Raw genomic sequence first — 15484 nt, 5'->3', positions numbered from 1 at the left:
CCCTGCGGGCCGCTCCTCAGGGTGAGGTCATTGCTGGAAAGCGATCTGATTCGTTCTGAACGCGGACAGTCTAGGGCCGATAGCCTGTGGAAGATAGGCGGGCGGCAAGATACTGGCGGGTCAGGATCTTGCCCTCCTCTACTGCCGGCTGGTCGAAGGCATCGACTCCCAGCAGGTGGGCGGCAAACATCGTTTCCAGCATGTAGTGCATCATCAAGGCGCCCATCACCCTCTCGTCGAGTGTGGCGATCCGCACGATGCGCGTCGGCCGGGCGTTCTTGACCAGGGTCACGGCCGTGGCTTCGGCCTCGGCCAGCAGGAGGTCGCCCAGCGACTGGTTCTCGAGATAGGCCAACGACTTGTCGCCCCCGAGCGACGCCGGCGCGATCGGCTTGCCCTTGCCGGCGGTGTCGAGGATCAGCACGGTGAACATCTTGTCCGCCGGGCCGCCGAGATAGAGCTGGAGCTGGCTGTGCTGGTCGACGGTACCCATGGCGCGCACCGGCGTCGTGCCGTTGCCGCCCTTGCCCAGGCTCTCGGCCCAGAGCTGGCGATACCAGAAGCCGAAATAGCCCAGCCGGTCGCAATAGGGCATCAGCACCGTGGTGCCGATGCCGCGCTCCCGGGCGAGCCCGACCGAGAGCGCCGCGCCGACGGCCGGCGGAAGAGCGCCGGCATCGCTGGCCTGCAGGACCGGATCGAGCACGCTCGCCGCGCCCTCGCGCACCGCGCCGACATCGAGGCCGGCGATCATGGCGGGCAGCAGGCCGACCAGCGACAGGACGGAGAAGCGGCCGCCGACCCTGGGATCGTGATCGAGGATCGGGCAGCCGATGCGGGCGGCCAGGCGGCCCAGCGCATTGTCGCTGGGCTCGGTGATGGCGATGACATGCTCGGCGAGTTTGTCCTTGCCGACCTTGGCCTCGAATTCGGGCAGCAGCGTCAGGAACTGGGTCAGCGTCTCGGCCGTGGTGCCGGACTTGGAGATGACGATCAGGCCAGTGCGCGCCAGCGGCAGACGCGCCGCCAGCTCGGTGAACGTCGCAGGATCGACATTGTCCATGAACCACAGTTTCGGCCGTCCGCTCTGGGGCCCGAACCCCTGGTCCTTCAGCGCGACGAGAGTCTGGCCACCGAGGCTCGAGCCGCCGGTGCCGAGCACGATCACATGCTCGAACCCCGCGAAGCGCTCGGCATGCGGCTTCAGCAGCGCCAGGTCGTCGCGCGCGCCCGGCAGGCTGAGCAGCGGCAGGGTGCCGTCGGCCTTCCATTGCCGGAACTTGTCGAGCGCCTTGCTGGCGTGCGCGAGTTCGCGGTCGAGCGCGGCGCGAGGCAGTCCCTGCTTGCCGACCTTGCTTTCCAGCGCGTCGTCGATCACGTGGCTGTAGAACATGGGGAAACGACTCTCCTCAGGGTACCTGTGTGACGCCGACCGGCTTGCCGACCACCACGGTGGTCAACGCCTCGTCGCGCAGGAGGTGCCGCGCGACCTTGCGAACGTCGTCGAGCGTAACCGCGGCGATCAGCGCCGCGCGCCGCGTCAGGTGATCGGGCGACAGTCCGTCAATCTGCATGGAATGCAGCAGCCCCGCGATCGAGCCCGACGAATCGAGCGAGAGCGCCAGCGCGCCCGTCAGGTAGGTCTTCGCGTCGGTCAACTCGGCCTCGGTGACGCCTTCGGTGCGCATCCGTCCCATCTCGGCACGGATCACCTCGATCGCCTCGCCGATGCGCTCGTTGGCGCTGCCGGTGGACATCAACAGCAGCGCGGCACGCTTGTAGGTGCGCAGGCCACTCGACACGCTGTAGGCGAGGCCGCGCTTCTCGCGCACCTCATTGAACAGCCGCGACTGCTGGCCGCCGCCGCCCAGCACGTGGTTCATCACCAGCGCGGCATACCAGTCGGGATCGTCGCGCGGGATACCGGGAACGGCCATCAGCGCCGAGCTCTGCGGTACCGGACGTTCGACGACCACGACACGAGGCTTGGTCGGCGGCACCCACTGCTGCGGAAGCGACGGCAGCGTGCCCGTGGGCAGGAGCCCGAAGGAGTGATCGAGCTGGCGCGCCAGCTCGGCCTCGCCGATATCGCCGACCGCGGCCACGATCAGGCCGTTGCGCAACAACAGCTCCGCCGCCCGCTTCTTCAGGAGTTCCGGCGTCGCGGCGGCGAGCCCCTCGGGCGTGCCGTCGGGATCGGCGGCATAGGCATGGCCGGCGAACAGCGTCTCCATCAGCGTCCGGCCCGCCACCGAGCCGGGACGCTGGGCGGCCTGGTTGATGCTCGCGATGGTCTGCGCCCGGCGCTGCGCCACCATGTCGGGATCGAAGCGCGGCTCGGTAAGGGCCAGCCGCAGCAGCTCGAAGCCCTCCTCGCGGTTGGCGGACAGGACGCGCAGCGATCCGTTGAGCCGGTCGAGCGAGGCATTGAAGCCTAGCGAGGCGGCGGCATTCTCCTGGCGTTGGCGGAAAGCCTGCGCATTCATCGAACCCGCGCCGTCGGTCAGCAGGCCCGCCATCAGGTCGGTGATGCCGGCCTGCCCGGCCGGATCGGTGGCGGTGCCGCCGGAGAACGAAAAGGAGAGCGCCACCACGGGCGTGCTCTTGTCCTCGACCAGCCAGGCCTTGATGCCGAGCGGCGTCGTGATTTCCCTGATCTCGATCGCGCCCGCCACGGCGGGCAGCAACACGAACAGACTGGCGAGCGCGGCCGCGAGCGCGCGAAGGGGCTTCATCCGCCCCTCGCCGCCGGGGTCAGGAGTGCGGTAACGGCGCCGTTGTCGCGCCAGACATGCCGGGCTGCGGCCACGACCTCGTCCCGCGTGACGGTGGAAATGCGCTGCGGCCAGGCATCGACATCGGCCACGGTGCTGCCGGTGCTGAGCGCGGTGCCGTAGATGCGCGGGCCGCTCGCCAGCGAATCCTGCGAGTAGATCGCGGCGGCCAGCAGCTGGTTCTGCGCGCGCTCGACCTCCTCGGCCGTGACGCCGCCGTCGAGCAGCTTCTTCATCTCGGCCGTCACCGCCTCTTCGACCTCCTCGAGGCTGCGCGACTTCGCGGGATGCACGCCGATGTCGAACGAGGTGAGGCCGAGGCTCGACGGTCCGTAGGACGCCCAGGCCGAGAGGCCGATCCTGCGCTCCTGCACCAGCACGCGCGACAGGCGGCTGGTCTCGCTGCCACCGAACAGGCGGGCCAGCACCTGCAACGCATAGGCATACTTCGTCTCGCCGACACGATAGGACGGCGCCAACCACAGCCGCGACCAGCGCGGCTCGGCGACACGCGCATCGGCGCGGTTCACCGTCTGCGGCAGGTCGGTGCCGCCCTGCGAGGGACGCAGACGCGGCCCGATCTCTCGGCGGGCGATCGGGCCGTAATACCGCTCCGCCAGTTTCTGGACCTGCTCCGCCGTCGTGTCGCCCGCCACGATCAGGATCGCATTGTTGGGGGCGTAGTGGCGGCGATAGAAACCCGCGAGGTCGTCGACCCCCAGTCGCTTGATGTCGTCGGCATAGCCGATGATCGGCATGGCATAGGGCTTGTGCAGTCCGTAGAGCCGCTCGCGCACCGCCTCGTCGAGCAGCGACGCCGGCACGTTGTCGGTCCGCATGCGGCGTTCCTCGAGGATGACCTGCCGCTCGGGCACGATCTCGCGCTCGGTGATGCGGACATTGGTCATGCGGTCGGCTTCCATGCGCATGACCAGCTCGAGCTGCTCGGCTGCAATGGTCTGGTGATAGCCCGTCGAATCGAACGTCGTGTAGGCGTTGTCGCGGCCGCCGTTGCGCGAGACGATGCGCGAGAACTCGCCGGCCGGCACCTGGTCGGTGCCCTTGAACATCATGTGTTCGAGGAAATGCGCGGCGCCGGTATGGCCGAACGACTCATCGGCGCTGCCGACCTTGTAGACGACGACCTGTGTGACGATCGGCGCGCGCCGCGACGGCAGCACGATGACCTGCAGCCCGTTGGGCAGCGTGAAGGTCTCGGCGTTGCGCCTGGCCACGGCGAAAAGCTTCGCGAGCGCCGGGCCGGACGGAGAGAGGGCCGCGCCCGCGAGGAGGCCGCCGAGCAGGGCGCGGCGGCCGGTGAGTGGCATCGAGCTCAGAAGATGCCTTCGAGCAGGCCACGCTTGCGGCGGGTGATCGTCGGCGTCGGCCCGGCAGCGGGCTGGCCGGAGGCCTGGGCGTCGCGAATCCGCTGCTGCTCCCCGACCGGATCGAGCACCACGCCCGATGGTGGCGAATCCTGCCAGAAGATCAGGCTGTCGATGAACGACTTGTCGCTCTCGGCCAGAGTCTTGGTGTCGGTGTTGACCTGTCCCCGGATGTTGGGGTCGATGCCGCCCTTGCCGGCGCGGGCGACCAGCGACTGCTCGGCGCTGCTGCCGGATCGCGGCGCATCGGGTCCGGCATTGACGCGGGCCTGGGTGCGCCCGGCCAATGCCGGCGACAGCGCCTCCTTGGCCTGATCGGCGGGCGTGACTTCCTGGGGACGAGGCTCGCCCGGCCGCGGCGGCCGCAACTCGGCATTGGGCGGCATGGTCAGCGGCGAATGCGAGACGATCTTGAACTCGTCGGGGGACGTCTTCTTGCCGCCGCCGATATTGTCGAAGGCGCCGCAGCCGCCGAGCGCGAGGGTACCGCAGGCCAGGAGAGCCAATGGAAGCGGGAGGAGAGTCGGTTTCATCGTCCGTCCTTGGTCTTGAACTTTTGTCTGCCGATCATGGCCGCTTCAGGGCGCCGATTTCTTTTCGCTTTGCAGCGAATCGATCAGCATGAGCCCGACGCCGACGACGATCGCCGCATCGGCGACATTGAAGGCCGGCCAATGCCACCGGCCAATGTGGAAATCAGCGAAATCGAACACTGCTCCCCAACGGGCACGGTCGATAACATTGCCGATGGCTCCCCCCATGACAAGGCCGATGCCCCATCCGGTCAGGGGACGGTCGGTTCGTCGCAGCCACACGAACAGGCCGATGCAGACGGCGATCGCGACGCCCGACAGGAGCCAGGGCGGCAATGCCTGGTCTCCGCCGAACAGGCCGAAGCTGACGCCGCGGTTCCAGACGATGACCAGCCGGAAGAACCCGTCGATCACCGGCACGATGGCGCCGGCCTTGAGCAGGAAACCCAGCAGGAGCTGCTTGGACACCTGGTCGGCCACCAGGGTGACGACGAGCAGGGCCATCGCCTGGCGGTCGATCGGCCTCATGCCGCAACGGCCTCCTCGCAGCGGCGGCAGATCAGCGGATGGACCGGCGACTTGCCGACCTCCTCAAGGACCTGCCAGCAGCGGGCGCACTTCGTGCCCTCGGCCAGCGTCGGCAGCACGGCGACACCGGCCACGTCCGGCAGGGTGAAGGCGCCGGCCGGCGCCTCGCCCGCGACGAGTTCGCCGCCGGAGGTGATGCAGATATCCCGCAGATCGAGTCCCTCGAACGCTTTCACATAATCCGGCGTGGCATAGACGACCGGGGCGGCCTGGAGGCTCGACCCGATGCGCTTCTCGGCGCGCTCGAGTTCGAGGGCACCGGTGACGACGCGGCGCAGCGCGCGCACGGTCTTCCACTTCTCGCCCAGCGCGGCGTCGAGCCAGCTCGCCGAAATGGTGGGATAGAGGCGCAGGTGGACGCTCTCGGCCTTGCCGTCCGGCATGTCGCCGGGCCGGGCGAGCCAGGCCTCTTCCGCCGTGAAGCAGGTGATCGGCGCCAGCCAGGCCGTCAGGAACGAGAAGACCTCGGCCATGACGGTGCGGGCGGCACGGCGGCGCAACGTGCCCGCCGCGTCGCAGTAGATCGAGTCCTTGCGGATGTCGAAGTAGAAGGCCGACAGGTCGACGGCGCAGAAATTGTGCAGCTCCGTCGCGATCGTGTGGAAGTCGTAATCGTCGACCGCGCGGCGCAGCACCGTGTCCAGCTCGGCCAGGCGATGCAGCACCCAGCGCTCCAGCTCGGGCATGTCGGCATGGGCCACCGTCTCGTCCGACGAGTAGCCGTCGAGGCTGCCCAGCAGGTAGCGCAGCGTGTTGCGCAGGCGGCGATAGGCTTCGGCCTGGTGCTTCAGGATCTCCGGACCGATGCGCTGGTCCTCGGTGTAGTCGGTGCCGACCACCCAGAGACGCAGGATGTCGGCGCCATACTGGTCGCAGACCGTCTGGGGCGCCGTGATGTTGCCCAGCGACTTCGACATCTTGCGGCCCTGCTCGTCGAGCGTGAAGCCGTGCGTCAGCACGCCGTCATAGGGCGCGCGGCCGCGCGTGCCGCAGCTTTCCAGCAGCGAGGAATGGAACCAGCCGCGATGCTGGTCGGAGCCTTCGAGGTAGAGATCGGCCGGCCACTTCAGCTGATCGTTGCCCTCGAGCGTGAAGGCGTGCGTGCAGCCCGAGTCGAACCAGACGTCGAGGATGTCGGTCACCTGCTCGAAGTCGGCGGCGTCGTATTTGTTGCCGAGGAAGCGCTCGGGCGGGCTCTCGAACCAGGCGTCGGCGCCCTCGACGCGGAACGCCTCGACGACGCGGCCCATCACCTCGGCGTCGCGCAACGGCTCGCCGGTCTTCTTGTCGACGAACACCGCGATCGGCACACCCCAGGCGCGCTGGCGCGAGACGTTCCAGTCCGGCCGCGTCTCGATCATCGAGCGCAGGCGGTTGTAGCCGGCGCGCGGCACGAAGCGCGTGGCGTCGATCGCCGCCAGCGCCTTCTCGCGCAGGGTGCCGCCGATCTCGGGGATCGGCTTGTCCATGGCGATGAACCATTGCGGCGCGTTGCGGAAGATGACCGGCGCCTTGGAGCGCCAGGAATGCGGATAGGAGTGGGTGATGCGGCCCGAGGCCAGCAGCTTGCCCGCCTCGTCGAGCAGCGCGATGGCGGTGCGGTTGGCATCGCCCTTCTTGCCGTCCGGCGTATAGACGCGCTTGCCGGCAAACAGCGGCACGTGCGGATAATAAGTGCCGTCCTCGGCCACCGTGTCCGGCACCTCGACGCCGTTGGCAACGCCCAGCTCGTAGTCGTCGGCGCCATGGCCCGGCGCGATGTGCACGAAGCCCGTGCCGGCATCGGCCGTCACGAAGTCGCCCGGCAGCAGGCGTACGTCGAACTCGAAGCCCTGTCCGCGGAACGGATGGGCGGCGATCAGCCCTTCGAGGTCGTCGGCCGAAACCTCGGCCACGATCTTGGGCGTGAACTTCGTCTCGGCGGCAATCGCCTCGACCAGGTCGCGCGCCAGCACCAGTCTCTCGCCGACGCGGGCCTTGCTGCCCTCAGCCACGGCAGCGACTTCGACCAGCGCGTAGGCGATGTCGCGGCCGTAGGCCAGCGCGCGGTTGCCCGGCATCGTCCACGGCGTGGTCGTCCAGATCACGATGGCGGCGCCGTCGAGCTTGCCGCCCCTCGACGTCACGACCGGGAAGCGCACGTGGATCGTGTCCGACGTGTGGTCGTGATACTCGATCTCGGCCTCGGCCAGTGCGGTCTTTTCGACCACCGACCACAGCACCGCCTTGGAGCCCTTGTAGAGGCCGCCGTTCAGCAGGAACTTGCCCAGCTCCTTCACGATGACGGCTTCGGACTCGTACTTCATCGTCGAGTAGTAATTGTCCCAGTCGCCGTCGACGCCAAGGCGCTTGAACTCCTCGCGCTGGACCGTGATCCAGTGATCGGCGAAGGCACGGCACTCGCGCCGGAACTCGACGATGGGGATCTGGTCCTTGTCCTGCTTCTTGGCGCGGTACTGCTCCTCGATCTTCCACTCGATCGGCAGGCCGTGGCAGTCCCAGCCCGGAACATAGTGGCTGTCCTTGCCCAGCATCTGCTGGGTGCGACTGACGAGGTCCTTCAGGATCTTGTTGAGCGCGTGGCCGATATGCAGGTTGCCGTTGGCGTAGGGAGGGCCGTCGTGCAGCACGAACTTCGGGCGGCCCTTGCTCTCGACCCGAAGCCGGTCCCACAGCTTCATGTCGGCCCAGCGCTTCAGGAGCTCGGGCTCCTTCTTCGGCAGGCCCGCACGCATGGGAAAATCGGTCTTCGGCAGGAAAACGCTGGCTTTATAGTCAGTTGTCACAGGAAACTCGGCGCAGGAGGGAGCAAATTCCGGCCACCCGCCGGGTGGCCGCTGGCAGGCATGACGACCCGGCCGCGGTCAGCGGACCGGGCGGGTAATTCGCTCCTGGAAAGCCCTGGTGAACATAGGGCGCGCAATCTAGGGATGGGGGTCGGGGGGGTCAAGGCGGGGCCGTTGCTCTGATGAACATCGGGTGCCATCGTGGACCATGCCTCTTTTCGATCGTGCCGCCAACTCGCGGTTGCTCTGGCCCCTTGAGGCGCCTTGGCCACGACGACGCGCACGTTCCATAATTCGTCGATTTCAGACTGCCTTTCCTCAGTTGATCTACGACATGGACCTCGAAGTGAAACTCATCAACGCTCAGGCCTTCCTCGATGGAAAGCAAAAGCGAGTGAGGCTTTATGGAGGTCTTGTACGTCATCGACGGATCGGTTTGGCGGGACTAGCGGTCGCACTGGCTCACGAGACCGGCCATCACTTAGCGGGGGCGCCCTACCTTGCAAACTATCGCTGGCTGAGCAGCGAAGAACGCGCGACGGAGTGGGCGCTCGCGGTGGGCCTTCCGAGCATTTTTGGCGAAACAAGCGGCCGTCACATCGCCAGGACCGGACTAGCCCAACTTCAAGCGGTTCAATGCCGTAACAAGTGTTGATTTTTGCATGTTGCGCGCCGATTGATGCAGGCGCAATGTTTATCGGTTGACGGAGGGGGAGGCAGAAATGGGTCTGTACTTTAACACCGACGAGACGATCGATTTGATTGCCCTCGTAAACAGGCGGTTCAATGTCGATAACTTGGGCGATTGGCGCGTCGCCAAGAAAAAGGACTACTTTATCGGAGGCTCATCTTCGAGTTCCGAGGCAAAGCCCAAGAGGCTGCACCATATCGCCAAGGTGGAAAAACTGAAGGCAAAGGCGCCTGGACCGGACAATGCATTCAGAGCTTGGCTGCAGCATTTGCACAGTTCTTGGGTCGAAGTAGGTGACGACGTTCGAGGATTTATTCGTGATGGCTTAAATGACGACGGCACCAACGGAAGACTGTGTTCGGAGATCGTGTTTGTCATTGTTCCCAACGCAAATGCAATTACCGCCACTGCTACCCAAGTTGGTCCAAACACGGGCTACGCACAGGTAATCACGATCACGACGATGCCCGCGAATGCAGTAGCCGCGTACATTAAGAAGCGCCGCGAGAGAGCAGCAGTACGTCGAGCGGCAGCAGCGAAGCGTCGAAAGTTATAGACATTGAATGCGCTGTTCAAATTGCGATACGAACAACGCCCCTGATGCCCGCTTCTGCATCGATTGTGGCACGGCGCTCGGACAGGCCTGCCCGTCCTGCAGTTCGATCAACCCTCCGGGCGCCCGCTTCTGCGCCCAATGCGGCACGGCGCTCGCAAGAAAGACCGCCACCGGCAAGTCACCCGCCAGCGACGGTGAGCTGAAGCAGATCACCGTCCTGTTCGCCGACGTCTCCGGCTCGACCGAGCTGATCGAGCGACTCGATCCGGAAGAGGCCGCCAAGCGGCTCGCGCCCGCCATCGAGGCGATGCACGAGGCGGTGCGACGTTTCGAGGGATCGGTCGTCAAGGTCCAGGGCGACGGCGTCATGGCGCTGTTTGGGACGCCCAACCCGCAGGAAGATCATGCGGTGCGGGCTTGCTGTGCGGGTCTCGCGATGCAGGCCTTGGTCAAGGCCTTGCCGGGCGAGGCGTTGCCGATCCGCGTCGGTATTCATTCGGGCGAAGTGCTGGCCCGCACCGTGGCCACCGATTTCTCCACCGACTTCGACGCCACCGGCATCACCGTTCACATCGCGAGCCGCCTGGAAGGCCTTGCGCCGTTGGGTGGGATCGCGATCTCGCCGGCCACGCTGCGGGGCGCCCGCCAATTCGTTTCGGTGGACTCCATGGGCGACCGAGAGGTGCGCGGCCTGTCGGCGCCGATGGAAGTGTTCCTGCTGACCGGCCTGCGTCGCGGGCCGACCAGCCAGCGCTTCAGCCTCGAGCGTGAACGCTCAGGTTTCGTCGGGCGCGATGCCGAACTCGCCCTGCTCGAGCGCAATCTGGAGCGCGCAACCGAAGGCGATGGCTGCGCCGTCGGCGTGGTGGCCGAGGCCGGCGTCGGCAAGAGTCGCCTGGCTTTCGAATTTGCCGAACGATGCCGCGCGCGAGGCATCCGCGTGCTCGAAGGTCGGGCCCTGGCGCACAGCCGCGCCACGCCGTTCGAGCCGGTCATCGATATCCTCAGGGCCTTCTTCGAGATCGCTCCGGACGACAGCGCCGAGCGCGGGCGGACCAAGGCTGCCGAGGTCCTCGATCGCATTGATCCGGCCTTGAGCATCGAGCTGCCGCTGCTCTCCGACTTCCTCGGCATAGGCGCCGGTGGCCCGGTGCTCGCCAGGATGGATCCGGGAACCCGGCGCGACCGCCTCGAGGCGCTCTTCCGGCGCCTGGCCCGCGCAGCCGGGGCGACCACGCCGGCAGTCATCCTGCTCGAGGATCTCCACTTCATGGACTCGGGCAGCGAATCGCTGATCGAAGTTCTGGCCGAAGCCCTCATTGGCAGCCGCCTCCTGTTGCTGGTGAATTTCCGACCCGGCTATGCCGCGCCGTGGATGCGTGGCGACCACTACGATCAAGTCTCCCTGGCGCCGCTGCGCAAGAACGCCGCCGACGAACTGGCTTCGCATCTGCTGGGCGACGATCAATCGGTCGCCCCGTTGCTGCCGCTAATTGCCGACCGGGCGCGCGGTAATCCGTTCTTCATCGAGGAACTGGTACGCAAGTTCGCCGACGGCGGCCACCTCGCCGGCGAGGCCGGTGCCTACCGCCTTCTGCGCACGCCCGACATGAAGCTGGTTCCGGACAACGTGCAGGCGATCGTGGCGGCGCGCGTCGACAGCCGTCCCGAAATGGAGCGCACGCTGCTCCAGACGGCCGCTGTTATTGGTCGCGAGTTCATGGCGCCGATCCTAGAGCATGTCGCGGGACTGGCGGAATCGGTCGTGACCATGGCCCTGCACCGCCTCTCGACGGCCGGTCTTGTCTATGAGACCGGCGGTCCACCCGCGGGAACGTTCGCCTTCAAGCACCCGATGCTGCAGGAGGTCGTCTACCGCTCCCTCGTATCGGAAAAGCGGCGCGCGCTTCACGCGGCGGTCGCAGCCGAGCTGGAAAAGACCTTGTCGGATCCGGGCGGCGCGCAGGCGGGCTTCATCGCCTATCATCTCGAGGAGGCGGGGAGTATTCCTCAGGCGGCCTCGTACAACATGAAGGCGGCGATGTGGCACGGCACACGCGATCCGGCACAGGCACTCGAAGCCTGGAAGCGGGTCCGCCGGTTGCTGCTCAACCTGCCGCTGGAAGGGCCCGCGCGCTATCCGCTGCTGATGGCGAGTGGCCAGATCGTGAACTTCGCATGGCGCGAGGGGCTGACGGCTGCCGATGTCGAGCCGTACTACATCGAGGCGCTGGAAATCGCGCGTTCGCTCGGCGATATGCGGGCCATCACGCTCGTCACCGCCGCCTTCGGCCGCGCCCTGGGCAGCACCGGCTCGGCCGTGGACTATGTCGCCAAGGTGAGCGAGGCGCGCGACCTGCTCGATCCGCTCAAGCATGCCGGACTCGCCGCGGTCTTGACCACCATCCGATGCCATGCGCTGCGACTGGCCGGCGACCTGCATGCCGCCCTGTCAGACAACGAACTCGCACTCGCGAGCGTCGACAAGGTAGAGGAGCAGGATCAGCAGACGCTGGGCTTCCGCGTCGACGTCTGGGTCAAGGGCATGCGCGGCCAGACGCTGGCGATGATGGGCAGATACGACGAGGCCCGCACGCTTGCCACCGACCTGATCGCAAGCGACGAATCGACGGTCGATGTTCTGCATCGGCTGCTGGCCCATGCAACGATGGCCGATATCGCCTGGGGGACCGGCGACGTGGCACTCGCAACCGAGCACGGTACGGCCGCCCATCGCCTGGGCGAGAAGAGCGGCAATCCCTACCTGATGGTCTATGGCAGGGCTTACGCGGGCCTGGGCCAGGCCATGCGCGGCGAATACTCCGACGCAACCACGACCCTGAGCGACGCCCTGCGCCTCGCTCGCCAGCGTCAGGCGGGCCTGGAAAACGAGGCACGCATGCTGTGCGACCTGGCCTATGTCCAGTTGCGGGCGGGCCTCGGCGACCGTGCGCGGGTGACGGCGGAAGAAGCCGCCGCCGTCGCGCGGCGACGCGGCGCCAAGGTCTGGTTGGCCTATGCGGAGTGGCTGATCGGCGGGCCGACGTCACCTGCGTTCAGGTCGCTTCTGGCGGAGACGGGCGCGGAGCTGTTGGCGCACCTGCCATCGCCCCACGGCTGACTCAAGTTGCTGCGGCAAGTATCCGCCGCGCCGCCTCGCCGTCGGCCGCGATCTGGGCCTTGAGCGCATCGAGGCCGGAGAATTTCATTTCGGCGCGAATGAAGTCGACCAACGCAACTCTCAGGACCTGACCGTAGAGGTCGCCCGTGAAGTCGAACAGGTGGACCTCGAAATTCTCCTGCAGCTTGCCGAAGGTCGGGCGCTTCCCGAGATTGGCGACGCCATTGCGCCAGGTGCCGTCGACCAGGGCCCGCACGGCATAGACGCCGAAGCGCGGGCGAAGATGTTCGCCCAGAGCGACGTTGGCGGTCGGAAATCCGATGGTGCGGCCGCGCTGGTCGCCCAGCTCGACCTTGCCCTCGATCTCCCACTGGTGCCCCAGCAGGTCAGCGGCCTCGCGGGCCCAGCCGTGGCGCAGCGACTCGCGGATGCGGGTCGAGGAATAGATCTCGCCTTCGTGCGTCACCGGGTCGAGCACCGAGACCTCGAAGCCGCGCACCCTGCCCTCGGCCCGCAGCATCTCGACGTTGCCGCTGCGGCGGGCGCCGAAGGTGAAGTCGTAGCCGCAGACGACATGGCGGGCCCGCAGCCCCTTCGCGAGCACGTCGTCGATGAACGACGCCGCCGGCAGGGCCGCGAAGGCCGCATCGAAGTGCTGGGCCAGCACCGCCTTCACGCCATGCTCGGCCAGCAGCCGCGTCTTGGCCGGCGCCAGCGTCAGCCGGAACGGTCCGGTGTCGGGCACGAAGAAGCCGCGCGGGTGCGGCTCGAAGGTGAAGGCAAGCAGCGGCGCGCCGAGTTCCCCGGCCTTCTCCCGCGCATGCGTGAGAAGCGCCTGGTGGCCGTGATGCACGCCGTCGAAATTGCCGAGCGCCACCACGCCGCCCGTCCACTCGGGCGGCACCGAATGCCAGTCGTCGAACACCGGAACCATGCGATCCGCTCAGGCCGCGTCGCGCCGCGGCACCAGCACGACGGCCTCGCCGTCGATCACCACCTTGTCGCCGTTCAGGCACTGGGTCTTCAGCGTGACGCGGCGGCGCTTCTCGTCGATGGCGGTGATGGTCGCGACGGCGGTGATCGTCTCGCCGACCAGGACCGGCGCCATGAAGTTCATGGTCTGGGAGATGTAGATCGCGCCCGGTCCCGGCAGCTTGGTGCCGATCACGGTCGAGATGAAGCTGCCGCTCAGCATCCCGTGCGCGATGCGCTGGCCGAACCGCGTGGTGCGGGCGAAGCCATCGTGCAGGTGGATCGGGTTGGTGTCGCCGGACACGCCGGCGAAGGCCACGATGTCGGCGTCGGTCACGGTCTTGCCGAACATCGCCGACATGCCGGGCTTGAGGTCTTCCAGGAACAGGCCGTTCATCGCGGCGAAGGCACTCGACACTTTGCTGATCTCCCCTGTTGGCGCGGTCCTCTTACCATGCGGCGGAGCCTGTGCCACAGTCCCGGTAAATGAGCGTTCACACGTCGACTGAAACAGAAACTGTCGCTCGCGTCCTCGGCGAAGCGACCCGCCGCCATTTCGGGGGCCCGGCGACCATCGAAGCCCTGTCCCGCCAGTCCGGCGGCGCCTCGCGCCAGACTTGGAGCTTCGATGCCGTGGTGAACGGCGAGCGCCACGCGCTGATCCTGCGCCGCGATCCGCCGGCCCAGGGCAAGACCGAGCGCGAACGCGCCATCGCCGTCGACCGCGCGACCGAATTCCGGGTGCTGCGCGCGGCCCATGCGGCCGGGGTGCTCGCGCCCGAGCCGTTGTTCGAACTCACGCCGCAGGACGGGCTGGGCGACGCCTATGTGATGCGCCGGGTCGGCGGCATCGCGATTGCCCGCAAGCTGCTGCGCGATCCGCCCTATGAGGCCGCGCGCGGCAGGATCGCGGGCCAGCTCGGCGGGATCCTGGCCCGCATCCATGCGACCGATCGCGCCACCCTGCCGCCCCTCGTGCGTCGCGAGGCGGCCGACCATATCGCCGAGCTGCGCCGCTCGCTCGATGCGCTGGGTCAGCCGCAGCCGGTCTTCGAACTGGCCCTCTCCTGGCTCGACCGGCGCAAGCCCGCGCCGCTCGACCGGCCGGTGCTGGTGCATGGCGACTACCGCACCGGCAACTACCTGGTCGACGAGACCGGCGTGACGACGATCCTCGACTGGGAGCTCGCCCATCTCGGCGACCCGGTGGAGGATCTGGGCTGGCTCTGCGTGAAGAGCTGGCGCTTCGGCGCGATCGACAGACCGGCCGGCGGCTTCGGCAGCCGCGAGGAATTATGGGCCGCCTACGAGCGGGCCGGCGGCGGCTCGGTCGATCCGGTCCGCGCCCACTGGTGGGAGGTCTTCGGCACCGTGCACTGGGGCATCATCTGTCTCAACCAGGCCTGGAAGCATCTCTCCGGATCGATCAAATCGATGGAGCATGCCTCGATCGGCCGGCGCGCCGTCGAGACCGAAGTCGACCTGTTGCAACTCCTGAAGCAGGGAGCCTGATCGTGGCCCAGGACCGTCCCACCGCCGCCGAACTTTTAGCCGCCATCGCCGACTTCCTGCGCGATGAGGCAACCCCCGCCCTCGACCGCACCGAGCCGCGGCTCGGCTTCCAGATGCGGGTCGCCGTGAACTCGCTCGCCATCCTCGAACGCGAGGTGCGTCTCGGACCGGCCGCCGATGCACGCGAGCACGAGCGCCTGGTCGGACTGCTCGGCCGAGAGGCCCCGCTCGCAGAGCTGAACCGCGAACTGGCGCGCCAGCTGCGCACCGGCGAACGCGACGAAGCCGACGCCGCCCTGATGGCCCATCTCGAAGCCACCATCGCCGACAAGATCGCCATCGCCAATCCGAAGTGGCGGTGACACTTCGGCGCCTGCCGAACCATTGACCGTGGCGACCGCGGGCGGCCGGGCCTAGACTTCGCCCATGACCACCGTGAATGCCCTCTCCGAGATTGCCGCCCTGATGGGCGACCCGGCGCGCGCCTCGATGCTGTCGCTGCTGATGGACGGTCGCGCGCACACCGCGTCGGACCTCGCGCACAATGCCGGCATCACCGCGCAGAC

At 67.5% G+C, this 15484-nt stretch carries 12 protein-coding genes and 1 pseudogene; 5 read left to right on the top strand and 8 right to left on the bottom strand.

Annotated features, from left to right (window positions below):
* Positions 1-70: 70 nt before the first annotated feature.
* From Q7V45_RS23655 to ileS, 6 genes are read right to left on the bottom strand one after another with little or no spacing between them, the layout of a single operon-like run.
* Entirely contained in the window at positions 71-1393 is a 1323-nt protein-coding gene (locus tag Q7V45_RS23655; RefSeq protein WP_304856786.1) for a glucose-6-phosphate isomerase, read from the bottom strand.
* Between the two features lie 16 nt (positions 1394-1409).
* Entirely contained in the window at positions 1410-2735 is a 1326-nt protein-coding gene (locus Q7V45_RS23650; RefSeq protein WP_304856784.1) for a pitrilysin family protein, read from the bottom strand.
* The gene (locus Q7V45_RS23645) at positions 2732-4102 is read right to left on the bottom strand and encodes a pitrilysin family protein (protein ID WP_304856782.1); all 1371 of its coding nucleotides are present in this window, start codon (positions 4100-4102) and stop codon (positions 2732-2734) included. Before Q7V45_RS23645 ends, Q7V45_RS23650 begins: the two co-directional genes overlap by 4 nt.
* Positions 4103-4107: 5 nt before the next feature.
* On the bottom strand, positions 4108-4692 hold the full coding sequence (locus Q7V45_RS23640) for a DUF3035 domain-containing protein (protein ID WP_304856781.1): 585 nt from the start codon (positions 4690-4692) through the stop codon (positions 4108-4110).
* Positions 4693-4737: 45 nt separating this feature from the next.
* The gene (gene lspA / locus Q7V45_RS23635) at positions 4738-5220 is read right to left on the bottom strand and encodes a signal peptidase II (RefSeq protein ID WP_304856778.1); all 483 of its coding nucleotides are present in this window, start codon (positions 5218-5220) and stop codon (positions 4738-4740) included.
* Positions 5217-8015 (bottom strand): isoleucine--tRNA ligase, encoded by a 2799-nt coding sequence (gene ileS / locus Q7V45_RS23630; protein WP_304856776.1) that lies wholly within the window; start codon positions 8013-8015, stop codon positions 5217-5219. The genes lspA and ileS overlap by 4 nt, the downstream gene beginning before the upstream one ends.
* A 773-nt stretch (positions 8016-8788) precedes the next feature.
* Here ileS and Q7V45_RS23625 point away from each other — a divergent pair.
* Positions 8789-9313 (top strand): hypothetical protein, encoded by a 525-nt coding sequence (locus Q7V45_RS23625; protein WP_304856774.1) that lies wholly within the window; start codon positions 8789-8791, stop codon positions 9311-9313.
* A gap of 7 nt (positions 9314-9320) precedes the next feature.
* A complete protein-coding gene (locus Q7V45_RS23620) occupies positions 9321-12434 on the top strand; it encodes an adenylate/guanylate cyclase domain-containing protein (RefSeq protein WP_304856772.1) in 3114 nt (1037 codons plus the stop codon).
* A 1-nt stretch (position 12435) separates the two neighbouring features.
* Here the strand turns inward: Q7V45_RS23620 and Q7V45_RS23615 are convergent, their stop codons facing one another.
* Both Q7V45_RS23615 and Q7V45_RS23610 read right to left on the bottom strand, forming a co-directional pair.
* The gene (locus Q7V45_RS23615) at positions 12436-13368 is read right to left on the bottom strand and encodes a bifunctional riboflavin kinase/FAD synthetase (RefSeq protein ID WP_304856770.1); all 933 of its coding nucleotides are present in this window, start codon (positions 13366-13368) and stop codon (positions 12436-12438) included.
* 9 nt (positions 13369-13377) lie between these two features.
* Positions 13378-13824, bottom strand: coding sequence for a MaoC family dehydratase (locus Q7V45_RS23610; RefSeq protein WP_304856767.1), 447 nt, complete (start codon positions 13822-13824; stop codon positions 13378-13380).
* Between the two features lie 68 nt (positions 13825-13892).
* Between Q7V45_RS23610 and Q7V45_RS23605 the strand changes: the two genes are divergently transcribed.
* The 3 genes and pseudogenes from Q7V45_RS23605 to Q7V45_RS23595 form a co-directional block, all read left to right on the top strand.
* A complete protein-coding gene (locus Q7V45_RS23605; protein ID WP_304856766.1) occupies positions 13893-14918 on the top strand; it encodes a phosphotransferase family protein in 1026 nt (341 codons plus the stop codon).
* A 2-nt stretch (positions 14919-14920) separates the two neighbouring features.
* Positions 14921-15280, top strand: a complete 360-nt coding sequence (locus Q7V45_RS23600) for a DUF6285 domain-containing protein (protein WP_304856764.1) — start codon at positions 14921-14923, stop codon at positions 15278-15280.
* Between the two features lie 64 nt (positions 15281-15344).
* Positions 15345-15484: pseudogene (locus Q7V45_RS23595) on the top strand (transcriptional regulator); the annotation flags it as partial.

Source organism: Reyranella sp. (genome assembly GCF_030651995.1).
Lineage (GTDB): Bacteria > Pseudomonadota > Alphaproteobacteria > Reyranellales > Reyranellaceae > Reyranella.
Note: the sequence above shows the minus strand (reverse complement) of the source record. Positions and strands in the feature narration are given on the sequence as shown.